General features: G+C 58.4%; 21 protein-coding genes and 1 other RNA gene. 13 read left to right on the top strand and 9 right to left on the bottom strand.

Going from position 1 to position 23252, the window contains the following annotated elements; genetic code table 11:
• Positions 1 to 3 precede the first annotated feature (3 nt).
• The 3 genes from dnaJ to grpE all read right to left on the bottom strand — a co-directional run bounded on the left by dnaJ (position 4) and on the right by grpE (position 4011).
• On the bottom strand, positions 4 to 1128 hold the full coding sequence (gene dnaJ, locus U6037_RS03810) for a molecular chaperone DnaJ (RefSeq protein ID WP_016986506.1): 1125 nt from the start codon (positions 1126 to 1128) through the stop codon (positions 4 to 6).
• Positions 1129 to 1425: 297 nt separating this feature from the next.
• Positions 1426 to 3342 carry a molecular chaperone DnaK gene (gene dnaK / locus U6037_RS03805; protein WP_007915221.1) on the bottom strand — a complete coding sequence of 639 codons (1917 nt, stop codon included), beginning with the start codon at positions 3340 to 3342 and terminating at the stop codon, positions 1426 to 1428.
• Positions 3343 to 3444: 102 nt separating this feature from the next.
• Positions 3445 to 4011: a nucleotide exchange factor GrpE gene (gene grpE / locus U6037_RS03800; RefSeq protein WP_007915219.1), complete on the bottom strand. Its 567-nt coding sequence runs from the start codon at positions 4009 to 4011 to the stop codon at positions 3445 to 3447.
• Positions 4012 to 4251: 240 nt separating this feature from the next.
• Between grpE and recN the strand changes: the two genes are divergently transcribed.
• Positions 4252 to 5925 (top strand): DNA repair protein RecN, encoded by a 1674-nt coding sequence (recN, locus tag U6037_RS03795; protein WP_322845862.1) that lies wholly within the window; start codon positions 4252 to 4254, stop codon positions 5923 to 5925.
• A 75-nt stretch (positions 5926 to 6000) separates the two neighbouring features.
• Here the strand turns inward: recN and fur are convergent, their stop codons facing one another.
• Positions 6001 to 6405: a ferric iron uptake transcriptional regulator gene (fur, locus tag U6037_RS03790; protein WP_007915216.1), complete on the bottom strand. Its 405-nt coding sequence runs from the start codon at positions 6403 to 6405 to the stop codon at positions 6001 to 6003.
• A gap of 97 nt (positions 6406 to 6502) precedes the next feature.
• Here fur and U6037_RS03785 point away from each other — a divergent pair, with 97 nt between their 5' ends.
• The gene (locus U6037_RS03785) at positions 6503 to 7030 is read left to right on the top strand and encodes an outer membrane protein assembly factor BamE (RefSeq protein ID WP_038357476.1); all 528 of its coding nucleotides are present in this window, start codon (positions 6503 to 6505) and stop codon (positions 7028 to 7030) included.
• Between the two features lie 59 nt (positions 7031 to 7089).
• Here U6037_RS03785 and U6037_RS03780 read toward each other — a convergent pair whose 3' ends face one another.
• The 3 genes from U6037_RS03780 to U6037_RS03770 are packed head-to-tail and all read right to left on the bottom strand — an operon-like array spanning position 7090 to position 9242.
• Entirely contained in the window at positions 7090 to 7404 is a 315-nt protein-coding gene (locus U6037_RS03780; protein ID WP_322845861.1) for an RnfH family protein, read from the bottom strand.
• Complete coding sequence (locus U6037_RS03775; RefSeq protein ID WP_016986510.1) at positions 7397 to 7831, bottom strand: type II toxin-antitoxin system RatA family toxin; 435 nt, start codon at positions 7829 to 7831, stop codon at positions 7397 to 7399. Before U6037_RS03775 ends, U6037_RS03780 begins: the two co-directional genes overlap by 8 nt.
• A 7-nt stretch (positions 7832 to 7838) precedes the next feature.
• Entirely contained in the window at positions 7839 to 9242 is a 1404-nt protein-coding gene (locus U6037_RS03770; protein ID WP_322845860.1) for a sodium-dependent transporter, read from the bottom strand.
• 119 nt (positions 9243 to 9361) lie between these two features.
• Between U6037_RS03770 and smpB the strand changes: the two genes are divergently transcribed.
• Entirely contained in the window at positions 9362 to 9844 is a 483-nt protein-coding gene (gene smpB / locus U6037_RS03765) for an SsrA-binding protein SmpB (RefSeq protein WP_008088297.1), read from the top strand.
• A 106-nt stretch (positions 9845 to 9950) separates the two neighbouring features.
• Here smpB and U6037_RS03760 read toward each other — a convergent pair whose 3' ends face one another.
• The gene (locus tag U6037_RS03760) at positions 9951 to 10718 is read right to left on the bottom strand and encodes an FCD domain-containing protein (protein ID WP_007915207.1); all 768 of its coding nucleotides are present in this window, start codon (positions 10716 to 10718) and stop codon (positions 9951 to 9953) included.
• A 262-nt stretch (positions 10719 to 10980) separates the two neighbouring features.
• Between U6037_RS03760 and U6037_RS03755 the strand changes: the two genes are divergently transcribed.
• The 7 genes from U6037_RS03755 (at position 10981) to ssrA (ending at position 19473) form a co-directional block, all read left to right on the top strand.
• Entirely contained in the window at positions 10981 to 12675 is a 1695-nt protein-coding gene (locus tag U6037_RS03755; RefSeq protein WP_160038261.1) for a lactate permease LctP family transporter, read from the top strand.
• 150 nt (positions 12676 to 12825) lie between these two features.
• Positions 12826 to 13650, top strand: a complete 825-nt coding sequence (locus tag U6037_RS03750; protein WP_322845859.1) for a (Fe-S)-binding protein — start codon at positions 12826 to 12828, stop codon at positions 13648 to 13650.
• Positions 13647 to 15101, top strand: a complete 1455-nt coding sequence (locus U6037_RS03745) for a LutB/LldF family L-lactate oxidation iron-sulfur protein (protein ID WP_322845858.1) — start codon at positions 13647 to 13649, stop codon at positions 15099 to 15101. Before U6037_RS03750 ends, U6037_RS03745 begins: the two co-directional genes overlap by 4 nt.
• Positions 15101 to 15772 carry a lactate utilization protein gene (locus tag U6037_RS03740; RefSeq protein WP_322845857.1) on the top strand — a complete coding sequence of 224 codons (672 nt, stop codon included), beginning with the start codon at positions 15101 to 15103 and terminating at the stop codon, positions 15770 to 15772. The genes U6037_RS03745 and U6037_RS03740 overlap by 1 nt, the downstream gene beginning before the upstream one ends.
• Positions 15769 to 18579, top strand: coding sequence for an FAD-binding and (Fe-S)-binding domain-containing protein (locus U6037_RS03735; RefSeq protein ID WP_322845856.1), 2811 nt, complete (start codon positions 15769 to 15771; stop codon positions 18577 to 18579). The genes U6037_RS03740 and U6037_RS03735 overlap by 4 nt, the downstream gene beginning before the upstream one ends.
• 130 nt (positions 18580 to 18709) lie before the next feature.
• Positions 18710 to 18988, top strand: a complete 279-nt coding sequence (locus U6037_RS03730; protein WP_322845855.1) for a hypothetical protein — start codon at positions 18710 to 18712, stop codon at positions 18986 to 18988.
• Positions 18989 to 19084: 96 nt separating this feature from the next.
• Positions 19085 to 19473: a transfer-messenger RNA gene (gene ssrA / locus U6037_RS03725) on the top strand.
• Between the two features lie 95 nt (positions 19474 to 19568).
• Here ssrA and U6037_RS03720 read toward each other — a convergent pair.
• The gene (locus tag U6037_RS03720; RefSeq protein ID WP_322845854.1) at positions 19569 to 20609 is read right to left on the bottom strand and encodes a DMT family transporter; all 1041 of its coding nucleotides are present in this window, start codon (positions 20607 to 20609) and stop codon (positions 19569 to 19571) included.
• Between the two features lie 217 nt (positions 20610 to 20826).
• Between U6037_RS03720 and U6037_RS03715 the strand changes: the two genes are divergently transcribed.
• From U6037_RS03715 to rimJ, 3 genes are all read left to right on the top strand, one after another.
• Entirely contained in the window at positions 20827 to 21750 is a 924-nt protein-coding gene (locus U6037_RS03715) for a hypothetical protein (RefSeq protein WP_322845853.1), read from the top strand.
• A gap of 241 nt (positions 21751 to 21991) precedes the next feature.
• Positions 21992 to 22363 (top strand): DUF6124 family protein, encoded by a 372-nt coding sequence (locus tag U6037_RS03710; RefSeq protein ID WP_322845852.1) that lies wholly within the window; start codon positions 21992 to 21994, stop codon positions 22361 to 22363.
• Between the two features lie 261 nt (positions 22364 to 22624).
• Positions 22625 to 23212 (top strand): ribosomal protein S5-alanine N-acetyltransferase, encoded by a 588-nt coding sequence (rimJ, locus tag U6037_RS03705; RefSeq protein ID WP_322845851.1) that lies wholly within the window; start codon positions 22625 to 22627, stop codon positions 23210 to 23212.
• Positions 23213 to 23252 lie beyond the last annotated feature (40 nt).

Below are 23252 nucleotides of genomic sequence, written 5' to 3'. Positions count from 1 at the left end.
TCCTTACAGATCGCCGAAGAAGCGCTTCACACCGTCGAACCAACCGGTGGTTTTCGGCGAGTGGCTATTGTCGTCGGCCAGCGAGCTGCGGAATTCTTCCAGCAGTTCGCGCTGACGACGGTTCAGGTTCACCGGAGTCTCGACCGCCACACGGCACATCAAGTCGCCCGCGCCACCACCACGCACCGGCGCCACGCCTTTACCGCGCACGCGGAACTGCTTGCCGGTCTGGGTGCCTTCAGGGATTTTCAGTTTGACACGACCGTCGAGAGTCGGAATTTCCAGCTCGCCGCCCAGCGCTGCGTCGACGAAGCTGATCGGCACTTCGCAGAACAGATGCTTACCATCGCGCTGGAAGATATCGTGCTCACGAACATTGATGACCACGTACAGGTCGCCCGTCGGACCACCCTGAGTACCCGCCTCACCTTCACCGGACAGACGAATGCGGTCGCCGGTATCGACGCCAGCCGGCACTTTGACCGACAGGGTTTTGTACTCTTCAACGCGGCCGTCACCGTGGCAGGAGTCGCACGGATCGGAAATGATCTTGCCTTGGCCATGGCAGCGCGGGCAGGTCTGCTGCACCGAGAAGAAGCCCTGCTGCATGCGCACCTGACCGATGCCACCACAGGTCGGGCACGTCGATGGCGAGGAGCCCTTCTTGGCACCCGAACCGTCGCACGGCTTGCAGTTGACCAGTGTCGGAACGCGGATATTCACCGACGTGCCGCGCACCGCTTCTTCCAGATTCAGCTCAAGGGTGTAGCGCAAGTCGCTGCCACGCTGAGCGCCGCCACGGGAACCGCCGCGACCGCCACCGAAGAAATCACTGAAGACATCACCGAAGATGTCAGAGAAGTTCTGACCACCGAAACCGGCGCCACCGCCACCCATGCTCGGGTCGACGCCGGCATGACCATACTGGTCGTAGGCCGCGCGCTTGCTGGAATCGGACAGTACTTCATAGGCCTCATTGGCCTCTTTGAACATTTCTTCCGACGCTTTGTCATCGGGATTACGGTCCGGGTGGTGCTTCATCGCCAGACGACGGTAAGCCTTCTTCAGGTCCGCATCGCTTGAGCCGCGCTCAACACCCAACACTTCGTAATAGTCACGCTTTGCCATAAGTCTTCTGCACTCTTGAGGACGTTCGACAAACCCCTCCTGAGGATCGCCAAACTCGTTGAGCCCCAATACAGGCCCGGACCCAACTCACGTCAATTCAACGATCCTGGTCTTTGTTTCTTGTGGTACTTGCGGCGCGAAAAGCAGGAGCATTCCCGGCCATACCAGCAACACACGAGGCTTGTCGCATGCTGTAAAAATTCGCGTATTCCAGATACGCCAACGCGGGAGCTAGCTCCCGCGCGGCGACATCCTACCAGTCACTGCCTAAAGGCAGTCAACCGGCCGACCAACAACTTACTTGTGGTCTTTGACTTCTTCGAACTCTGCATCGACAACGTCGTCAGCCTTCTCAGCCGATTCGCCTTGCGGGGCTGCGCCATCAGCTGGCTGAGCCTGTTCGGCGTACATCTTCTGAGCAACCGGAGCGGAGACTTTCGACAGCTCTTCAACCTTCGCTTCGATAGCAGCCTTGTCGTCGCCTTTGACAGCGGCTTCCAGAGCAACCACAGCAGCTTCGATCGCAGTCTTCTCTTCGGCGGTGACTTTGTCGCCCGCGTCGGCAATCATCTTGCGAGTCGAGTGAACCAGTGCGTCACCCTGGTTACGGGCAGCGGCCAGCTCTTCGAACTTGCGGTCTTCCTCAGCGTTAGCTTCGGCGTCACGCACCATGCGCTCGATCTCTTCGTCGGACAGACCGGAGTTGGCCTTGATCACGATCGACTGAGTCTTGCCGGTGGCCTTGTCTTTCGCACCAACGTGCAGAATGCCGTTAGCGTCGATGTCGAAGGTCACTTCGATCTGCGGCACGCCACGTGGAGCAGGTGGAATGTCGGCCAGGTCGAACTTGCCCAAGGACTTGTTCTGAGTGGCTTGCTTACGCTCGCCCTGCAGCACGTGAATGGTCACAGCGCCCTGGTTGTCGTCGGCAGTCGAGAACACTTGCGATTTCTTGGTAGGAATCGTGGTGTTTTTCTCGATCAGCGCGGTCATCACGCCACCCATGGTTTCGATACCCAGAGTAAGCGGGCTGACGTCGAGCAGCAGAACGTCTTTGACGTCACCAGCCAGAACAGCGCCCTGAATCGCAGCACCCATGGCAACAGCTTCGTCCGGGTTAACGTCTTTACGTGCTTCTTTACCGAAGAAATCGGTCACCAGCTTCTGCACCAGCGGCATACGAGTCTGACCACCGACCAGGATCACGTCGTTGATCGCGCCAACGTCCAGACCGGCGTCTTTCATGGCGATGCGGCAAGGTTCGATGGTGCGCTGAACCAGGTCTTCAACCAGTGCTTCGAGCTTGGCACGCGAGATCTTCACGTTCAGGTGCTTAGGACCGGTCGCGTCTGCAGTGATGTACGGCAGGTTGACGTCGGTCGACTGAGCGGACGACAGCTCGATCTTGGCTTTCTCAGCGGCTTCTTTCAGGCGCTGCATGGCCAGCGGATCACCTTTGAGGTTCATGCCGCTTTCTTTCTTGAATTCGTCAACGAGGTAGTCGATCAGACGAATGTCAAAGTCTTCACCGCCGAGGAACGTGTCACCGTTGGTGGCCAGAACTTCGAACTGGTGCTCGCCATCAACTTCAGCGATCTCGATCACGGAAACGTCGAAAGTACCGCCACCCAGGTCATAAACGATCACGGTGTGATCGCCCTTGGCCTTGTCCATACCGTAAGCCAGAGCAGCTGCGGTTGGTTCGTTGATGATACGTTTTACGTCCAGACCAGCGATGCGGCCGGCGTCTTTGGTCGCCTGACGCTGGCTGTCGTTGAAGTAGGCCGGAACGGTGATTACCGCTTCAGTCACGGTCTCGCCGAGGTAGTCTTCGGCGGTCTTCTTCATCTTTTTCAGAATTTCAGCCGAGATTTGTGGCGGCGCCATTTTCTGGCCGTTCACTTCTACCCAGGCGTCGTTGTTGTCAGCCTTGACGATCTTGTAAGGGACCATCTGGATGTCTTTCTGCACAACTTCTTCGTCGAAACGACGACCGATCAGACGCTTTACCGCGTACAGAGTGTTGTGCGGGTTGGTCACTGCCTGGCGCTTGGCCGACTGACCTACCAGAATTTCGCCATCGTTGGCGTAAGCGATGATCGACGGCGTGGTACGCGCGCCTTCAGCGTTTTCAATAACTTTTGCTTTGCCGTTTTCCAGCACGGAGACGCAGGAGTTGGTAGTCCCCAGGTCGATACCGATAATTTTGCCCATGTTAACTCTCCCGAAACTTTGGATTTTGTTGCCGCAGCAGTGGTGGCTAACTGCGGTAATACTTAAACGCTTGACTTCTAAATGGGGGCCTTGCGGCTAATTTCAAGCCTTCTCGTCAATCGACGGCGAAATTGGCGCAGGCGCCTTGCTGACCACAACCATGGCCGGACGCAACAGGCGACCGTTGAGCTGGTAGCCCTTCTGGAACACCTTCAGAACGCTATTCGGTTCTACGTCGGCGCTTTCCTGCATGGCCATCGCCTGATGCTGAACGGCGTTGAACGGTTCGCCATGCGGATCGATCGCTTCCAGCTGATAACGCTTGAGGGTGTCGTGGAACATTTTCAGCGTCAGCTCGATGCCTTCGCGCATCGGACGAATGCTTTCGTCATCCGGGTTCGACAGCTCGAGGCCGCGCTCCAGGCTGTCGACGATCGGCAGCAGGTCGCCAGCGAATTTTTCCAGGGCAAACTTGTGCGCTTTCTCGACGTCCTGCTCGGCACGGCGACGGACGTTCTGCAGATCGGCAGCAACACGCAGAGACTGATCCTGCGCGGCGGCCAATTGCTCTTCGAGCACTTGTACACGGGTCGCCAGGTCATCACCCGAACCTTCTGGCGCCTGATTGGCTTCTGGGTTTTGCGTATCTACTGTCTGTTCGTCAGCCATAGAATTCTCCTTTCAATTTCGTCCGCGAGCCTGACTCGCGCTTCTGCCCCGATATATGGGGCCGCAAAATCAGGCTTCAAGGGCTTTCAACCATTAACCCTACAAAAAAGTGCCACATTCTCATTCCTGAATGCGCTAAGCAGCTTTTGCGTTCAAGCGAATCGAGCTAAGGGTGGGCATTGTCAGCCCGAAACAAAACACTGTATAAATAACCAGACCTAAAGCCTGGGAGCGGCCTTTATGCTGGTGCACCTGTCCGTACACAACTACGCCATCGTTGAACATCTCGATCTCGAACTTGATCGCGGGATGAGCGTGATCACAGGGGAAACCGGCGCCGGCAAGTCGATCATGCTCGACGCGCTGGGCCTGACTCTTGGCGATCGCGCCGACAGCGGCGTGGTTCGTCCCGGCGCCGACAAGGCCGATATCCTCGCGACTTTCGATCTGGCCGACATTCCCGAAGCCAGTGCCTGGCTGGGCGAGCGCGATCTGGAGACTGATGGCCCGTGCATTCTGCGCCGGGTGATCACGTCGGAGGGCCGATCGCGCGGCTACATCAATGGCACCCCTTGCCCGCTGGGCGACCTCAAGTCGCTGGGCGAATTGCTGATCGATATTCACAGCCAACATGAACATCAGTCCCTACTGAAAACCGATACCCATCGGCGCTTGCTGGACGAGTACGCCGGCGCCACTGATCTGGCCCGCCAGGTTCAGCTCGCCGCCCAGCGCTGGCGCCAGACTCGCCAGGAACTGGAGCGTCTGTCCAATTCCGGTGACGAACAACGCGCGCGCCATCAACTGCTCAGCTATCAACTTGAAGAGCTGGAAAACCTCGGCCTCGGTGACAACGAGCTGGAGCAACTGGAGCAGGAACACAAAAACCTGACCAACGCCGAAACCTTGCTGGGCATTTGCCGGCAAGTGGTCGAACAATGCAGCGAGAGTGATTCCGGCAATGTGCTGAACGCACTGACCGCCAGCCTCAATCGTCTGTCGAGCGTGAACAACTCCGTCGGAGCCTTGGGCGAAGCCAGCAGTTTGCTGACCAGCGCGCAGATCCAGGTTGAAGAGGCGGTTGGTGAACTCAATCGCTTCCTCGATAACTTCGATGCCGATCCGGCGCGCCTGCAATATCTGGAGGAACGTCTCGACGCGATTTACACCCTGGCGCGCAAGCATCGGATTCAGCCCAACGAAGTGGGTGAAATGCAGCAGAAACTGCTGGATGAAATCGAAACCCTCAATGCCAACGACGAATCCATCGAGCGCCTGGGTGAAGAGCTGGCCTCTTACGCCCGCCACTATCAAGAGAAGGCTCGGGAGCTGAGCGATTTGCGCCATCAAGCCGCCGGCAGCCTCGCCAGTGCGGTTGAGCAGGAGATTCAGCGACTGGGCATGCCGGGCGGTCGATTCACCATCGAACTAAAGGCCAACAGCAGCGACGAGTTACTGCCCAACGGGCTGGAGCAGGTCGAATTGCTGGTTAGCGCCAACCCGGGCCAACCGCTGAAGGCACTGGCGAAAGTCGCCTCCGGTGGCGAGCTGTCGCGAATCAGCCTGGCTATTCAGGTGATCACCGCACAGACGTCCCGCGTTCCAACACTGGTGTTCGACGAAGTGGACGTCGGCATTGGTGGCCCGACCGCTGAAATTGTCGGCCAATTGCTGCGTCGTCTCGGCGATCGCGGTCAGGTACTGACCGTGACGCACTTGCCTCAGGTGGCAGCGCAGGGTCATCAGCATCTGTTCGTGCACAAGGTGCGTGGCGAACAGGCGACACACACCGCCGTCTCCAAACTGAGCAAGAACGACCGTATAGAAGAAGTGGCACGGATGCTCGGCGGCATTGATCTGACCAAGGAATCCCTCGCCCACGCGAAAAAAATGGTGGTCACCGCCAAGGTTTAGGAACGACGGAAAGCACGAAGGCGACCCTTGGGTCGCCTTCGTTCGTTTCGCGAATGTGAAATTCGCGCGACATGCTTACTTTTTCTTGCGGATGTACAGCACCAGGTTGTGATCCACCAACTCGACACCGTGCTCCTCGGCAATTGCCTTCTGGAGTTTTTCGATTTCCGGGCTGACGAATTCGACAACCTCACCGGTTTCCACGTTAACCATGTGGTCGTGGTGACCACTGTCGGCCAACTCGAAAACCGCATGGCCACCGTCGAAGTTGTGACGGACCACGAGGCCAGCCGCTTCGAACTGGGTCAGAACACGGTAAACCGTGGCCAGACCGACGTCCTCACCAGCTTCCATCAACGCCTTGTAGACGTCCTCGGCACTCATGTGGCGCTGCTCGGTGGAGTCGAGCATTTGCAGGATCTTGACCCGTGGCAGGGTCACTTTAAGGCCGGCTTTGCGTAGTTCGCTATTTTCAACCATGGTCAGCTTTCTCGCGATGCTGCTTCGCAGCTTCTCTTAATGCGGGTATGATCGGCGTTTACGTTGTCCCAGCCAAGATAGTGGAAGTCGCCCACCGATGCAAAACACCAAGCTCTTGCTAACCAGTTTCACCTTTGTGGGACTGCTCGCACTCGCCGGTTGTTCATTCCCCGGGGTTTACAAAATCGACATCCAGCAGGGCAATGTCGTCACGCAGGACATGATAGACCAGTTACGCCCGGGAATGACCCGGCCGCAAGTACGGTTTATCATGGGTAACCCCCTGCTTGTCGACACGTTCCATGCCGATCGCTGGGATTATCTGTACAGCCTGCAACCGGGTGGCGGTGAACGCCAACAGGAACGCATCAGCGTTATTTTCAACTCAAACGATCAGCTTGTCAGCCTGTCCGGTGACTTTATGCCGGGCGTAAGCCGTGACGAAGCCATTCTCGGCAAGGACAGTGGCACGACCGTGACCGCTCCTGCTGAAAACGCCGAGAAGCCAAAACCGGAAAAACCGGTCAAGCCAGGTTCCTTGCTGGATCAGATCCAGAAAGACGTCGATGGTGTGGAAACCGTTCCGGTTCCGACACCAGAGCCGCTGGACACCTCGCCGCAATAATTTGCGACGCAATAAAAAACCCGGAAATTCCGGGTTTTTTATTGCCTGCGATTTGGTTTTTACGCGTTTCGAGCCTTGGCTTCGGCAGCCTTGGCCGCACGCAAGCGTCGCACCTCTTTCGGATCAGCCAGCAACGGGCGGTAAATCTCGATGCGCTCCCCCGCCTGAATCACCCGCGTATCCGGGTCGGCAACCACTTTGCCGAAAATCCCCAGCGGACATTCCGCCAGATTAAGCTCGGGAAACTCGCTACCGATACCCGATGCACGCACTGCCGCCCGCACCGTGGCGCCCTCATTTACGCTCACCGAGCGCAAAACCTGACGGTCCACGGCGGCGTACACCACCTCTATTTCGATCACCGACTCAACCATGCATCTGCTTGGCGCGCTGGCAGAACGCGTCCACCAGCGTATTCGCCGCCTGATTGAACAGCGGCCCGAGCGTCGCGCGCACCAGCGGCCCGGCGTAATCGAACGACAGATCCAGGCTGATCTTGCAGGCCTTCTCGTTCAACACCTTGAACACCCACACACCGTGCAACTGATTGAACGGGCCTTCTTCCAGGTTCATTTCGATCGACTGCCCCGGCACCAGCGTATTACGCGTCACGAAATGCTGACTGAGCCCGCCCTTGGCTACGCCAACACTGGCGCGCATATGCTCCGGCGAGCTTTCCAGCACTTCCGCCGAGGAGCACCACGGCAGAAATTCCGGGTAGCGCGCCACGTCGTTGACCAGGTCATAGAGAAATTGCGCCGGGTACGGCAGCAATGCCGATCGTTGAATATGTGTCGTCATGTGAGCGTTACTTCCAGAGCTGAGCGGCAAACACTACAAGAATGCCGATGGGCGCCACGTAGCGCATCAAGAACAAAGACAGGGCGAACAGTGCCGGGTTGCGGATCGATAACTCGTCGCGTACCGCTTCACGCCCCATTACCCATCCGGCAAACAGCACAAAACACAGACCGCCGAGCGGCAACATGATCCGCGAGGTGAAGAAATCGATCACGCCAAAGAAGTCCAGACCGCTCTGCGCACCCCACTGGTAGAGGTGGAACATACCGCCTTCGTTCACGAAAAATTTGGCTTCCTTCCAGATATTGAAGGAGAACACCGTGCCCAGACCCACGAACCAGCAAGTGAAGGCAAGCCAGAAGGTCACCCACGCGCGGCTGACTTTAGTGCGTTCAACCAGATAGGCAACCATCGGTTCCAGCAAGGAAATCGCCGAACTCCACGCCGCGATCGCCACAAGAACAAAGAACACCACGCCCATCAGTTGTCCGAACGCCACGTTACCAAAGGCAAATGGCAGGCTGACGAACATCAGGCCAGGTCCTTCGCTAGGGTTCAGGCCGCCGGCAAATACAATCGGGAACAAGGCCAGACCGGCGATCAGCGAAACAAAGGTATCGAGCAATGCCACGCCGACAACGGTGCCCGACAACGATGAACTCTTCGGCATATAAGCGCCGTAGATCATGATCGAGCCGACACCGACGCTCAGCGAGAAGAACGCGTGCCCCATCGCCGGCAACAAACCGTCGAGGACTTTTTCCGGGTGGAAGTCGAACATGAAATGCACGCCCTCCATGAAATGCCCGGTGGTCATGCTGTAACCCAGCAATACCAGAATCATCACGAACAGCAGCGGCATCATGATGCGCAGGCTGCGCTCAAGCCCGGCGACCACGCCTTTGGCGATCACATACGCTGACAACAGCATAAAAATCGTGTGCCAAAGTGTCAGACGCCATGGATTGGAAATGACATTGCCGAAATAAGCACCGACCTGATCGGCCGTCGCGCCCTGGAAGTCACCGCGGCCCATGTCGACGATGTAGTCCAGCGACCAGCCGCCGACCACACTATAGAAAGACAGGATCAACAATGCCGTGATCATCCCGGCAAACGCTCCCCACGACCATTTGCCCGAATGCCCGGCTTCCAGCGCCAGCACCTTCAAGGCGTTCGCCGGACTTTGCCGGGCGCGCCGGCCGATCAGGGTTTCCGCGAGCATGACCGGGATGCCGATCAGCGCGATGCACGCCAGAAACATCAGTACAAACGCACCGCCGCCGTAGACCCCGACCATGTAGGGGAACTTCCAGATACTACCCAGTCCCACGGCCGAACCGGTCGCGGCGAGTATGAATACCCAGCGGCTAGCCCAACTGCCGTGGACAGAAACCTTGTCTGTCGACATCGTTTATCACGCCCAAGCGTTAGAAAAAGAGGCCGCATTGTCCGGGATTCACTCAACCTGCTCAAGCACGCAGCATCACCGTAGCCGACAGCCGTTTATCTCCATATAATGCCGCCCCTATGGCTAAACAGAAGAAACACCCAACAGGGACCATCGCGCAGAACAAAAAGGCGCGACACGATTACTTCATCGAGCACAAGTTCGAGGCTGGTCTGGTCCTGGCCGGCTGGGAAGTAAAAAGTCTGCGGGCAAGCAAGCTACAGCTGGTCGACAGCTATGTCCTGCTCAAGGATGGCGAAGCGTGGTTGCTCGGCAGCCACATCACGCCTCTGATGACCGCAAGCACCCACGTCATCGCTGACCCGGTGCGCACACGCAAATTGCTGCTCAACCGCCGCGAGCTGGAAAAGCTTGCCGCGATGGTGCAGCAAAAGGGTTACGCCTGCGTCTGCCTGTCCTGGTACTGGAGCAAGCACATGGTCAAGTGCGAGATCGCTCTGGGCAAGGGCAAGAAGGAATACGACAAGCGTGACACCGAGCGCGAGCGCGACGCCGGTCGTGAACTGCAGCGTGCCGTGCGCAACAAGGGCAAGGAAGACTAGTCTTCCCCCCTTGAAAGCAAAGATCGCAGCCTTCGGCAGCTCCTACACAGGAATTCGCATTTCCCTGTAGGAGCTGCCGCAGGCTGCGATCTTTTGCTTTAAAGAATTACATCCCCTTGCGCCGCTCCGCCCGAGCCATGCGCTGAACCTCCTGCCGCACCTCTTCCAGCACTTCCTGCACATACAAAATATGTCGGCTGGAAACTTCCCGCGCCTGCTCCGCACGCCCTTCAATAATCGCCAGATACAATTCCCGATGCTGCGTAATCAGCATGTCGCGGGTTTCCGTGCGCTGTTTGTACATGCCGCCAATGTTGGTCACCACGTTGCGCTTTAGCAGATCGAACAAGCCACGAATGGTGTGCAGCAACACCGCGTTATGACTGGCTTCGGCAATCGCCAGATGAAATTTCGCATCCGCCGCGCCCTCCTCCGCCCGACTCACTTCGTCGTGGCGTGAATAGCAATCCTGTAATTCTTCGAAGGCTGCGGTGAGCCTTTCACGATCGACATCAGTAGCGCGCAATGCAGCGTAATAGGCGCACGATGCCTCCAGAGTGTGCCGAAACTCCAGTAGATCGCGCTGCGCTTCGGGGTTGCTTTCGAGCAACTGCAGCAGCGGATCGCTGAACGTCGACCCGAGGCTTTCCACCACATAATTGCCGCCACCCTGACGACTGACCAGCAGACCTTTCGCCGCCAGTTTCTGAATCGCCTCACGCAACGACGGCCGTGATACGCCAAATTGTTCGGCCAGCGTGCGCTCCGCCGGCAGCCGTTCGCCGGACTTCAACGTGCCCTCAAGGATCATCCCCTCAAGTCGCTCGACAATATCGTCAGACAAACGGCGCTGACGTATCTGATCAAACCCCATAACTCATTTCTCCACGATCCCGACCGCTCGCCGGGCTCTCTATTCTGGCCTATCAGCGCCTTGCCGACACCTACCAGACGCCACTTGCCGAAACCGGATCAGATGCGATCTGCACCGCTTGTTCGACAAAAATTTTAGGGCGGCAAATTGACACACCGACATCAAGGCTTTTACCCTAGCCAACAGCGATTGTAAATTGGTCTTACCAATTATCCAAGAACGCTGACAGTGCCTGACCAACAACAATTAGGGGCCACCCCATATGCAAACCTGGCAACAGCTCTACAGCCCGCTCGGCAGTCTCGGCGTGTCCGCACTCGCGGCCGTCATTCCTATCGTGTTCTTTTTTCTCGCGCTGGCGGTGTTCCGCCTCAAAGGCCATGTGGCCGGGAGCATCACCCTCGCCCTGTCGATTGCCGTGGCGATCTTCGCGTTCCAGATGCCGGTCGACATGGCCTTCGCCGCCGCCGGTTATGGTTTCGCCTACGGTCTGTGGCCGATTGCCTGGATCATTGTCGCGGCGGTATTCCTCTACAAACTGACGGTCAAAAGTGGTCAGTTCGAGGTCATCCGCAGTTCGGTGTTATCGATTACTGACGACCAGCGCCTGCAAGTGCTGCTGATCGGTTTCTGCTTCGGTGCGTTCCTCGAAGGTGCCGCCGGTTTCGGCGCGCCCGTGGCGATTACTGCCGCACTTCTTGTCGGACTCGGCTTCAACCCGCTATACGCCGCCGGCCTGTGCCTGATCGCCAACACCGCACCGGTGGCGTTTGGCGCATTGGGGATTCCGATCATTGTTGCCGGCCAAGTCACCGGTATCGACGCGTTCAAGATCGGCGCCATGACCGGTCGCCAACTGCCGCTGCTGTCGTTGTTCGTGCCGTTCTGGCTGGTGTTCATGATGGATGGCCTGCGCGGCGTACGCGAAACCTGGCCGGCGGCACTGGTTGCTGGCCTGAGCTTCGCCATCACTCAGTACTTCACCTCGAACTTCATCGGCCCGGAATTGCCAGACATCACCTCGGCGCTGGCCAGCCTGATCTCGCTGACCCTGTTCCTGAAAGTCTGGCAGCCAAAACGCGCCGCCGGCCAACACATCGCCGGCGCCGTTTCCGCTTCGGTGGTGACCGCCAGCGTCGGCGGTTTCGGTCAAAAGCGCACTACCGTGGCGTCGCCTTACAGCCTCGGGGAAATTTTCAAAGCGTGGTCGCCGTTCCTGATTCTCACTGTGCTGGTGACCATCTGGACGCTGAAGCCTTTCAAAGCGATGTTCGCCGCCGGCGGTTCGATGTACAGCTGGGTGTTCAACTTCGCGATTCCGCACCTTGATCAACTGGTGATCAAAACTGCTCCGATTGTGGCTGCTCCGACCGCTATTCCGGCCGTGTTCAAACTCGACCCGATTTCCGCCACCGGCACGGCGATTTTCTTCTCCGCGCTGATCTCGATGCTGGTGCTGAAGATCAATTTCAAAACTGGTCTTACCACTTTGAAAGAGACCTTCTACGAACTGCGCTGGCCAATCCTTTCGATCGGCATGGTGCTGGCGTTTGCCTTCGTCACCAACTACTCCGGCATGTCTTCGACCATGGCTCTGGTATTGGCCGGTACGGGCGCGGCGTTTCCGTTCTTCTCGCCGTTCCTCGGCTGGCTCGGCGTGTTCCTCACCGGTTCCGATACTTCCTCCAACGCGCTGTTCAGTTCGTTGCAGGCGACCACCGCTCACCAGATCGGTGTCAATGACACCTTGCTGGTGGCGGCGAACACCAGCGGCGGCGTGACCGGCAAGATGATCTCGCCTCAATCGATCGCTGTGGCCTGCGCCGCGACCGGCCTGGTGGGCAAGGAATCCGATCTGTTCCGCTTCACCCTCAAGCACAGCCTATTCTTTGCAACGATTGTCGGCCTGATCACCTTGGCTCAGGCTTACTGGTTCACCGGCATGCTGGTGCACTAAACCTACAAGAAACACAGAAAAAACCGACACTGGTTCGTGATGCCGGCGTCAGCAATTCACAACCCGGTCTGTAAGGCTGCTGAAAGCAACGCTCTCTATATTCAGCAGCCGCCACAGACGGATAACCGGGCCCACCCGGAGACACGCCTGATGAGCGAGCTTTTTTACAACGCCGTGCCAAACGCGACCCGCGTGGCACCGCCACTGCCCGAACCTCGGCAATACCCCAGCGAAAAACCGTCGCGGGTCTACCTGTTCGGCACGTGCGTGGTCGACCTGTTCTACCCCGAAGCCGGGATGGACGCGATCCACTTGCTGGAGTGCGAAGGCATTCGGGTCGAGTACCCGCAAGGGCAGAGCTGCTGTGGCCAACCGGCCTACACCTCGGGTTACACCGAGCAGGCACGGACGGTAGCGCGCTCGCAACTGGCGCTGTTTGCCGGGGATTATCCGGTGGTGGTGCCGTCAGGTTCCTGCGCCGGCATGCTGCGCGAACATTACGCCGACTTGTTCAAGGACGAGCCGCAAACGCTGAAACAGATTCAGGCCCTCGCGGCCCGCACCTACGAACTGGCCGAGTTTCTGCTGTTCGTCTGCAAGGTGCAGCTCAAGGACAGCGGCGAACCGGTCAAAGTCGCCCTGCACACTTCGTGTTCGGCGCGCCGCGAAATGAACACTCATCTGCACGGCCGCGAGTTGTTGGCGCAGTTGAGCAACGTGGAACGGGTCAACCATGACCACGAAAGCGAATGCTGTGGCTTCGGCGGAACATTCAGCGTCCGTATGCCAGACATTTCCGGCGCGATGGTGGCTGACAAGACCCGTTCGCTGAAGGAATCCGGCGCGCATCAGGTCTTGAGCGCCGACTGTGGCTGTTTGATGAACATCAACGGCGCATTGGAGAAACAAAAAGAAGCGCTGCGCGGGCAACATCTCGCCAGCTTTCTGTGGCAACGAACCGGGGGTGCGCAATGAGCACTTCCGCGATTATTCCTACGGTCGCCGTAGAAGAAGATTTCCGCACCCGGGCACACAATGCCTTGGGTGATCAGCAGCTACGGAACAACTTCCGCACTGCCATGGACTCACTGATGGTCAAGCGGGCAGCCGCGTTCAGTGATCCCCATGAAAGAGAACATTTGCGCGCACTGGGCAATTCGATCAAAGCCCGCGCGCTGTCCAAGTTGCCCGACCTGCTCGAGCAACTGGAACAGAACCTGACCCGCAACGGTGTGACAGTGCACTGGGCGGAAACGGTGGACGAGGCCAATGGCATCGTCTTATCGATCATCCGCGCTCACGAGGCGCGGCAAGTGATCAAGGGCAAATCGATGGTCAGCGAAGAGATGGAGATGAACCATTTCCTCGAGGCTCGAGACATTGAATGTCTGGAGTCCGATATGGGGGAATACATCGTCCAGCTCGACCACGAGAAGCCTTCACACATCATTATGCCGGCGATCCACAAGAATGCCGGTCAGGTCGCGTCCTTGTTCCACGACAAACTTGGCGTGGAATACACCAAGGACGTTGACCAACTCATTCAGATCGGTCGCAGAGTCCTGCGGCAGAAATTCTTCGAAGCGGACATCGGCGTCTCCGGTGTCAATTTCGCCGTCGCCGAAACCGGCACCTTGTTGCTGGTGGAAAACGAAGGCAACGGGCGCATGACCACCACCGTGCCGCCGGTGCACATCGCCGTCACCGGCATCGAAAAGGTTGTGGAAAACCTGCGTGATGTGGTGCCGCTGCTGTCACTGCTGACCCGCTCGGCGCTGGGCATTCCGATCACCACTTACGTCAACATGATCTCCGGCCCGCGCAAGGAACACGAACTCGACGGCCCGCAGGAAGTGCATCTGGTACTGCTCGACAACGGTCGCAGCCAGGCGTTTGCCGACAGTGAATTGCGCCAGACCCTGAACTGCATTCGCTGCGGCGCTTGCATGAACCACTGCCCGGTGTACACCCGCGTCGGCGGCCACACTTATGGCGAGGTGTATCCGGGGCCAATCGGCAAAATCATCACCCCGCACATGGTCGGTCTGGCCAAGGTTCCGGATCACCCGAGTGCTTCGTCGCTGTGCGGTGCCTGCGGTGAAGTGTGTCCGGTAAAAATTCCTATCCCGGCAATCCTGCGGCGCCTGCGCGAAGAGAACGTCAAAGCCCCGGACAGCCCACATCAAGTGATGCGTGGTCAGGGCAGCAAGTATTCACGCAAGGAACGTTTTATCTGGAACGCCTGGGCGAAACTCAACAGCTCGCCAACCTTGTATCGACTGTTCGGCTTCTTCGCCACGCGCCTGCGCGCCCTGACGCCAAGCAACGTCGGCCCTTGGACACAAAACCACAGCGCGCCGAAACCCGCCGCCCGCTCACTGCACGATATGGCCCGCGAGCATCTGGCCAAACAGGGAGACCGCTGATGAGCGCCAAAGAAAATATCCTCGGCAAGCTGCGGAAAAGTCTGACCGGCACCACACCGATTGCCGACAACTTCGACGTCGATCTGGTGACGCAGCCTTACACCTACAGCGCCAAACAACGCATCCCGCAACTGCGCAAATTGATGGAAGCAGTGCACACCGAAATTCACCTGACCTCCGGCGAAGAATGGCCGGCCTTGCTCGCACAATCGCTGCGTGATCGTCAGCTGCCGAGCCTGTTGATCGCACCGACGACAGCGCACGGGCAGAAAATCACACAGCACTGGGCGAACAATCCCGAGCTGCCGACGCTGAAATCCTACGACCGGCCGATGGAAGAGTGGAAAGCCGAACTGTTCAACGACACCCCGGCCAGCCTCACCGGCACCCTCGGCGCGATCGCCGCCACCGGCAGCCTCATCATGTGGCCAACCCGCGAGGAACCACGCTTGATGAGCCTGGTGCCGCCGGTACATTTCGCCCTGCTCAAGGCCAGTGAAATCCGCGACAACTTCTATCAGGTGCAACAGGAATTCGAATGGGCGCAAGGCATGCCGACCAACGCGTTGCTGGTGTCCGGCCCGTCGAAAACTGCTGACATCGAGCAAGTACTGGCTTACGGCGCCCACGGCCCGAAAGATCTGGTGGTTCTGATTCTGGAGGACCAATGACGCTTCCAGCGAACTTTCTGCGTGATGCGCAGCAACTGATTCCGGCCGAGCGCCGCTTTGATGATCCGTTATCGACGCTGGCCTTCGGCACCGATGCCAGTTTTTATCGACTGATTCCGCAACTGGTGATCCGCGTCGAGTCCGAAGATGAAGTGGTGGCGCTGCTGAAACTGGCTCAACGCGACCATGTCCCGGTGACCTTCCGTGCGGCCGGCACCAGCCTGTCCGGTCAGGCGATCAGCGATTCTGTTTTGATCGTGCTTGGGGATAACTGGAACGCCCGCGAGATTCGCGACCAAGGCATGCAGATTCGCCTGCAACCGGGCGTGATTGGCGCACAAGCCAACGCTTGGCTGGCACCGTTCGGGCGCAAGATCGGCCCGGATCCGGCGTCGATCAACGCCTGCAAGATCGGCGGTATCGTCGCCAATAATGCCAGCGGCATGTGCTGTGGCACCGCGCAGAACACCTATCACACGCTGGCCGGGATTCGTCTTGTACTGGCCGATGGCACGCGTCTGGATACCGAAGACGCTGCAAGTGTCGAGGCATTCCGCGTAAGCCACGGCGATCTACTTGAGCGCTTGGCGACATTGGGCCGCGAGACCCGCGCCAACGCCGAACTCGCCGCACGAATCCGCCACAAATACCGTCTGAAAAACACCACCGGCCTGTCGCTCAACGCCTTGGTGGATTTCGATGAGCCTGTGGATATCTTGAGCCACTTGCTGGTCGGCTCCGAAGGCACCCTCGGCTTTATCAGCGCGGTGACCTACGACACGGTGATCGATCACCCGAACAAGGCCTCGGCGCTGATCGTGTTCCCGGATGTGGAAACCTGCTGCAACGCCGTCACCGTACTGAAAAGCCAACCGGTGTCCGCCGTAGAACTGCTGGATCGGCGCAGTCTGCGCTCGGTGCAAGGCAAACCGGGCATGCCCGCTTTCGTACAACAGCTGTCGAACAATGCCTGCGCGCTGCTGATCGAATCCCGCGCCGCGTCTTCCACTTTGCTGCAGGAACAGCTGGCGCAGATCATGGCCTCGCTCAGCGGTTTCCCTGTGGAAAAGCAAGTCGACTTCACCGAAGACCCTGCCGAGAACGCCAAGCTCTGGGCGATCCGCAAGGACACCTTCCCCGCCGTCGGTGCCGTGCGTAAAACCGGCACAACGGTGATCATCGAAGACGTGACCTTCCCAGTCGAACAACTGGCCATTGGCGTCAATCGCTTGATCGAACTGTTCGACAAACATGCCTACGACGAAGCGATCCTTTTCGGACACGCGCTGGAAGGCAATCTGCACTTCGTCTTCACCCAAGGCTTCAACAATCCGGAAGAAGTCGCACGCTATCAAGCGTTCATGGACGACGTCGCGCAACTGGTCGCGGTGGAATTCGGTGGCTCGTTGAAAGCCGAACATGGCACCGGCCGCAACATGGCGCCGTTCGTGGAATTGGAATGGGGCAGCGACGCCTATCAACTGATGTGGCAGCTCAAACACCTGCTCGATCCGAACGGCATTCTCAACCCGGACGTGGTGCTCAGTGAAGATCCGCAGATCCACCTCAAACATCTGAAACCGCTGCCGGCGGCCGACGAGATTGTCGATAAGTGCATTGAGTGCGGTTTCTGCGAGCCGGTTTGCCCGTCGAAGGGACTGACCCTGAGCCCGCGCCAGCGCATCGTCATCTGGCGCGATATTCAGGCGAAAAAGCGTGCAGGTGTCGACACCACCGAACTGGAAAAAGCCTACGAGTACCAAGGCATCGAAACCTGCGCCGCCACTGGTCTGTGCGCGCAACGTTGCCCTGTAGGCATCAATACCGGTGAGCTGGTGAAAAAGCTGCGTGGCCGACACGCGACGCATCAGAAAACCGCCGACTGGATCGAAGGAAATTTCGCCAAGACCCTGCAAGGCGCACGCTTCACCCTGCACGTGGCCAACGGCGCGCGGATGATGCTCGGGGCGCCGCGTCTGGCGAAGCTGTCGGCAACCATTACGCGGCTGTCCAAAGGTCAGGTGCCGCTGTGGACGAATGCGATGCCGCAACCGGAGAAAGCCATTCGCTTCTGCCCGAGCGCGTCAGATGAACGCCCGCGCGTGGTCTATCTGGCTGCTTGCGTGTCACGAGTCATGGGCCCGGCGGCAGGTGACAAAGAGCAAATGTCGCTGTACGACAAAACCCGTGGGCTGCTGGAAAAGGCCGGCTACCAAGTGGTCTTCCCGGACAATCAGGACAACCTCTGCTGCGGTCAGCCCTTCGCCTCCAAGGGCTACGCCGAACAGGCCGAGCACAAGCGTCAGGAGCTGATCAGCGCCCTGTTGCACGCCAGTCGCGGCGGACTCGATCCAATCTATTGCGATACCAGTCCGTGTACGTTGCGACTGGTGCAGGACGCAGGAGAAACCCGTCTGGATCTGTACGACCCGGTGCGTTTCATCCGTACGCATCTTCTTGATCGACTGGACTTCACTCCGCAAGAGGCACCGATTGCCGTACACGTGACCTGCAGCACGCAGCATCTGGGCGAAAGTCAGGCGTTGATTGATCTGGCGCGCAAGTGCAGCAACAACGTGGTGATCCCGGAAGGTATTCATTGCTGCGGGTTTGCCGGCGACAAAGGCTTCACCACGCCGGAGCTGAACAGCCACTCGCTGCGCACGCTCAAGGATGCGGTGCAGCATTGCAGCGAGGGGATTTCCACCAGCCGCACCTGTGAAATCGGCCTGACGCAACATGGCGGAATCGACTACCACGGGCTGGTCTATCTGGTGGATCGAGTGACCCGGGCGAAGGCCTGCTGAAGAAAAATAGAACCCTTGAGTTCGACTGTAGTCCACAGAATAACCCCGACTGATCGGGGTTTTTCTTCCATACGGTTGCCCGTCCTGACGGCCAGCGAAGTCTGGACCCACTCGGTTCAAGGAGATACACATGAAACGTTCTGTACTGTTAGGTCTGTTCGTTACTGCATCGATGATGGCGTCCACTTCGTTTGCTGACGGCAAGCCTGCCGACCTGTGTGATGCCAATATTCAGACCATTGAGAATGGCAAGGGGCAGCTGTCATCAAATCCGGAACTGACTCAGCGCGCTGAAACCAGTGTGGCCAAGGCCAAGGCGCTCAAAGCTCAAGGCAAAATCGACGATTGCATTGCGGAAACCTCGCAAACCATCGTGGAACTGCGCAAATCCACCGGCACCAATAACTGATCAGCGTCCCGGCCAACCTTCGGGTTGGCCTTGCGGGCCGATTGGCGTACACTGCACACGCTTGTTGCTCAAACAGATGTACTGAGCAATGAGTTCGGGGCCGTTTAGGATTCGACGCCGGTTGCGAAACTCTAGGTGCATGCCGACTTGGTAACAGAAGTCGTAAATCCACTGTTGCAACTACTTATAGTTGCCAATGACGACCAATACGGTGTTGCTCTCGCTGCTTAATTGCAGCTGACAATGCTCCTGGTACCTTCGGGTCCAGCAATCATCAGGGGATGTCTGTAAACCCAAAATGATTGTCATATAGAACAGAATCGCCGTGCAGTACGTTGTGGACGAAGCGGCTAAAACTTACACAACTCGCCCAAAGCACCCTGCCCTTCGGGTCGCTGAGGGTTAACTTAATAGAAACGGCTACGCATGTAGTACCGACAGCGGAGTACTGGCGGACGGGGGTTCAAATCCCCCCGGCTCCACCAACTCTCAACGACAAAGCCCGCCAAGTGCGGGCTTTGTCGCATCTGGCCGCCCCATCCAGCCCCTTCCGCCAAAAACCAATCCCTCCCCACACACTTCAATGCTCATGCCGATGATGCACATCCGGAAAATGCGCATGCCGATGCCGCATCGGCGTATGCACATGCGGATGACTGTGCGGCTCCGTTCCATCCCACTCAAACCCGTGCGTATGCTGGTGATGCTCGTCGTGTGTGTGGCGATGATCATGCTCGAGCAGTTCATGCTGATGCTCGTGAGTATGGTTCTCCATCAGATGAATCCATACCCCCACGGCCATTAACGCTGCAGCGAGCAGGAACATCAGCGACACCGACTCGCCCAGCAGCAGAATCGAGATAGCAGCGCCCAGAAACGGTGCGGTGGAAAAGTACGCGCCGGTGCGCGCACTGCCCAGCCCGCGCAGGGCGAGGACGAACATCACCAGGCTGACGCCGTAGCCGAAAAACCCGACCAGCAGGATGGGCACCAGCGTGGTGGCCGCAGGCATTTGCGTGCCGATGAGCAAGGCCAGGCCGCAGTTGACCAGACCGGCGACTAGGCCTTTGCTGCCGGCGATGAACAGTGCGTCCGAGGCAGAGACTTTCCGCGTGAGGTTGTTGTCGATGGCCCAGCAAAAGCAGGCGAAGGCGACGGCGAGCGGCCCTGTCCAGTCCTGCGCCGAAACGGCCTGTTGCGGCCAGGACAACACGACACCGCCGGCCACGATGGCGAGCATGCCGATCACGATTCGCCGATCGGCATTTTCCTTGAACACTAGCCACGCCAGCAGCGCCGTGAGCACTGATTCCAGATTGAGCATCAGTGAGGCGCTCGCGCCGGACGTTCTGGTCAAACCGAACATCAATGCCACCGGCGCCAGCACACCGCCGAAGCCGATGGCACCGATCAGCCACGCCCATTCGCCGGTGCCGAGTCCCGAACGCTGCCAACCTCGATCGCGGACAAAACGCAGGACGGTCAAACCCATCCCGCTGCCCAGATAGAGCAACCCGGCCAATAGAATCGGCGAAATCTGCACCCCCAACAGCTTGGCGAGTGGCGTACTGGCGCCAAACAACGCTGCCGCAACCAACGCGTAGAGCACGCTCACATTCATGATGGGATCACTCGCTCGGGCCGATGAAATATTGGCAATGATCATGGCAAAACTCAGGTGAGAATTATGTGAACGGTTTCCTGATGGATCAAACATCCAACGCTGGCCGCCCCTCCAAGCACACACTCAAATCCAGCAACATTTAATCCGTGTAATCCAGGACGCTGGCTCGACCCAACCTCTATGCTGCAAACATCGAGATGCAACGGAGTTAAAGATGAAGATCTGGATCGCCGCCACGCTGGCTGCACTGATTTCCCTGCCTGTCCACGCAGCAGATGCTGGCGCTGTGCGCGTCGAACCGATCGCTTTCACAACCAGCGCGGAAAGTGTCCAGCGCAAACAGTCGATCAAGGGTGACCAAACGGCGGAGTACCGATTCAACGCCAGGACCGGTCAGATGCTCACCGTCGATTTCAAACCATCCAACACCTCCGCTTACTTCAACATTACTGCCAAGGGCGCGGATTACGCACTGTTCAACGGCTCGATCATGGGCAATCACTTTTCCGGCTCCTTGCCTTCCGATGGGGAGTACACCGTTCAGGTATACCTCACGCGCAATGCGGCACGGCGCAATGAAGTCGCCAACTATGCGTTGTCTCTGAGGCTCGCCATTGCCGATGCGGTGGACGGGACGAAACCGTTCGAGCAGACATTGGAATTGCAGGGCATCCGCTTTCACGTCAGCCGTGAACAGGCCGATGGCCAACCCGTTTTGCGCATTGAACCCAAAGGCCTGGAAATCGACAACAGTGCGATTACCCGGCCGCTCAAGGGCGATATCGTCCGCGCCGAGATTGCCGACCTGAACAACGACGGCTCGCCCGAAATCTACGTTTTCACCCGCATTCCCGGACGCGGCATGCCGGGTGAGTTGATCGCCTATTCGGCCAACAACAAAAAATCCCTGAGCGAAATCTACCTGCCGCCGGTCAGCGACAATCCGAAAATCGCCGAGGGCTATCAGGGCGAGGATTCGTTTGCGGTGGTGGAAAACGCCTTGGTGCAGCGCTTCCCGATATATGACAGCACTGACGCAGGCGCAGGCCGCACGGGGAAGATGCGCCAGGTTCAATACACGTTGGTGAGGGGCGAGGCCGGGTGGGTTCTGCGCGAAGATAAGGTGGCGGAGTATTGAGTTCCCGTCACCGGACCACACGTCTTGAAATGACTATCCGTGATCACCGCGACTGCCGTTTGGTTTTATCGCCACACTCGCCTTCCCACACCGAACGTCCTAGGAAAATTCCCGCAACACGCGTCGACTTTGATGAACTGGTGGACAGTTCCTCAGGACGTTACCCTCCACGACCACTGCCAACCAGCGGACGGTTTGGCAGCCGCAACTGCAGTGAATGTTCACTCCACGGAGCTACGTCATGAAAAAGACCCCACAACTTTCGCTGGTTGGCTCGGCACCTTCCGACGCGCCCGCTTCCAGCACCCAACCTCAGTCGAACACCGCCGCACGCACCGAGGCGACCCGTCGGCGGCGTAGCGTCCCGCTCAATCAACTCATCAAGGTGCGCGACGATGTCGACACACTGACCCTGCTCACCCACGCCAGCGAGATCCTCGACTCCCTCGTCGCCATCAGCGCAAACCTTGCCGAAGAGTTCGATGGCTCCAAACGCCATGTGGCGGTGGCAATGAAGCAACTGAGCGCACTGGCCGAGATCCTGGTCTGCCGGGCGCGGGACAATCTTGACCCGCAGGGACCGCAAACCTGCGGGCCTGAAACCCGCCATTGACGGGTGAAACTGTACGAGTCGCCCCGTCGTTCGGGTGAGCATCGGCCAACGCCGAGCCGCCCATCGAGATGAATTTTTCTTCACTGCAGCTACGCGGCCAAGCCTTGTACAGTCCGCTCGCTCATTCAAGAAACTACGGTTCGCCCGCGCTCCTGCGGGCTTTTTTTTGCCTCGGACTTACCGCGTCAGCCTGTGTAGGGCTTGCTCTTCCACAGGTGACTGCGCCAACCTGCCGGAAGATCCCCTACTCCGGAGCATCCGATGCCGCTGTTGACCCTGCCCTGCCAACGCCTGACGCTCGCGATACTGGCTCCGGAACAAGCCGACCTTGAAAGCCAGTTCTATCAACGCAACCAGCGTCACCTCGCGCCATGGTCGCCCATCCGCACCACCGAATACTTTTCCACCGAGCAGATTCGCCGACGCCTTGAAATACAGGCAAGTGCATTCGAGGCCGGGCTGGCCATGCACTTCGCGCTGTTGACCCCGGATGGCCAGCAAATGATCGGCGCCTGCAACTTCAGCGGCATTATTCGCGGGGCCTTTCAGGCGTGTTATCTGGGTTATCACATCGACGAGGCCCAACAGGGTCAGGGCTTGATGCACGAAGCGCTGGAGACCGGTATCTCTTACATGTTCGAGACCCAGAGCCTGCACCGGATCATGGCCAATTACATTCCCGGCAACGAGCGCAGCGCTCGCTTGCTTGAGCGCCTGGGTTTCGAACATGAGGGTTACGCCAAGGCGTATCTGAACATTGCCGGACGCTGGCAGGACCACGTGCTGACGGCGCTGGTCAACTCGAGGTTCGAAACGCCGGAAAAACGCTGGTCGCGACAACTGGCCTGAGCTTCACAATTTGTTCAGGATTGCCGACGTATGCTCAGGC

Origin of the sequence: Pseudomonas sp. B33.4, assembly GCF_034555375.1 — a bacterium.
GTDB lineage: Bacteria > Pseudomonadota > Gammaproteobacteria > Pseudomonadales > Pseudomonadaceae > Aquipseudomonas.
This window is presented reverse-complemented; position numbering and strand designations above follow the sequence as displayed.

What these genes read in the sequence shown, in the direction of transcription:
- U6037_RS03750 (WP_322845859.1), top strand. Translation starts at nt 12,826, where the DNA reads ATGAGCGAGCTTTTTTACAACGCCGTGCCAAACGCGACCCGCGTGGCA.
- U6037_RS03745 (WP_322845858.1), top strand. Translation starts at nt 13,647, where the DNA reads ATGAGCACTTCCGCGATTATTCCTACGGTCGCCGTAGAAGAAGATTTC.
- U6037_RS03780 (WP_322845861.1), bottom strand. Translation starts at nt 7,404, where the DNA reads ATGGTTGAGTCGGTGATCGAAATAGAGGTGGTGTACGCCGCCGTGGAC.
- U6037_RS03760 (WP_007915207.1), bottom strand. Translation starts at nt 10,718, where the DNA reads ATGGGGTTTGATCAGATACGTCAGCGCCGTTTGTCTGACGATATTGTC.
- U6037_RS03770 (WP_322845860.1), bottom strand. Translation starts at nt 9,242, where the DNA reads ATGTCGACAGACAAGGTTTCTGTCCACGGCAGTTGGGCTAGCCGCTGG.
- rimJ (WP_322845851.1), top strand. Translation starts at nt 22,625, where the DNA reads ATGCCGCTGTTGACCCTGCCCTGCCAACGCCTGACGCTCGCGATACTG.
- U6037_RS03730 (WP_322845855.1), top strand. Translation starts at nt 18,710, where the DNA reads ATGAAACGTTCTGTACTGTTAGGTCTGTTCGTTACTGCATCGATGATG.
- recN (WP_322845862.1), top strand. Translation starts at nt 4,252, where the DNA reads ATGCTGGTGCACCTGTCCGTACACAACTACGCCATCGTTGAACATCTC.
- dnaJ (WP_016986506.1), bottom strand. Translation starts at nt 1,128, where the DNA reads ATGGCAAAGCGTGACTATTACGAAGTGTTGGGTGTTGAGCGCGGCTCA.
- U6037_RS03755 (WP_160038261.1), top strand. Translation starts at nt 10,981, where the DNA reads ATGCAAACCTGGCAACAGCTCTACAGCCCGCTCGGCAGTCTCGGCGTG.
- U6037_RS03735 (WP_322845856.1), top strand. Translation starts at nt 15,769, where the DNA reads ATGACGCTTCCAGCGAACTTTCTGCGTGATGCGCAGCAACTGATTCCG.
- U6037_RS03785 (WP_038357476.1), top strand. Translation starts at nt 6,503, where the DNA reads ATGCAAAACACCAAGCTCTTGCTAACCAGTTTCACCTTTGTGGGACTG.
- U6037_RS03720 (WP_322845854.1), bottom strand. Translation starts at nt 20,609, where the DNA reads ATGAATGTGAGCGTGCTCTACGCGTTGGTTGCGGCAGCGTTGTTTGGC.
- U6037_RS03740 (WP_322845857.1), top strand. Translation starts at nt 15,101, where the DNA reads ATGAGCGCCAAAGAAAATATCCTCGGCAAGCTGCGGAAAAGTCTGACC.
- fur (WP_007915216.1), bottom strand. Translation starts at nt 6,405, where the DNA reads ATGGTTGAAAATAGCGAACTACGCAAAGCCGGCCTTAAAGTGACCCTG.
- grpE (WP_007915219.1), bottom strand. Translation starts at nt 4,011, where the DNA reads ATGGCTGACGAACAGACAGTAGATACGCAAAACCCAGAAGCCAATCAG.
- dnaK (WP_007915221.1), bottom strand. Translation starts at nt 3,342, where the DNA reads ATGGGCAAAATTATCGGTATCGACCTGGGGACTACCAACTCCTGCGTC.
- U6037_RS03710 (WP_322845852.1), top strand. Translation starts at nt 21,992, where the DNA reads ATGAAAAAGACCCCACAACTTTCGCTGGTTGGCTCGGCACCTTCCGAC.
- U6037_RS03775 (WP_016986510.1), bottom strand. Translation starts at nt 7,831, where the DNA reads ATGACGACACATATTCAACGATCGGCATTGCTGCCGTACCCGGCGCAA.
- U6037_RS03715 (WP_322845853.1), top strand. Translation starts at nt 20,827, where the DNA reads ATGAAGATCTGGATCGCCGCCACGCTGGCTGCACTGATTTCCCTGCCT.
- smpB (WP_008088297.1), top strand. Translation starts at nt 9,362, where the DNA reads ATGGCTAAACAGAAGAAACACCCAACAGGGACCATCGCGCAGAACAAA.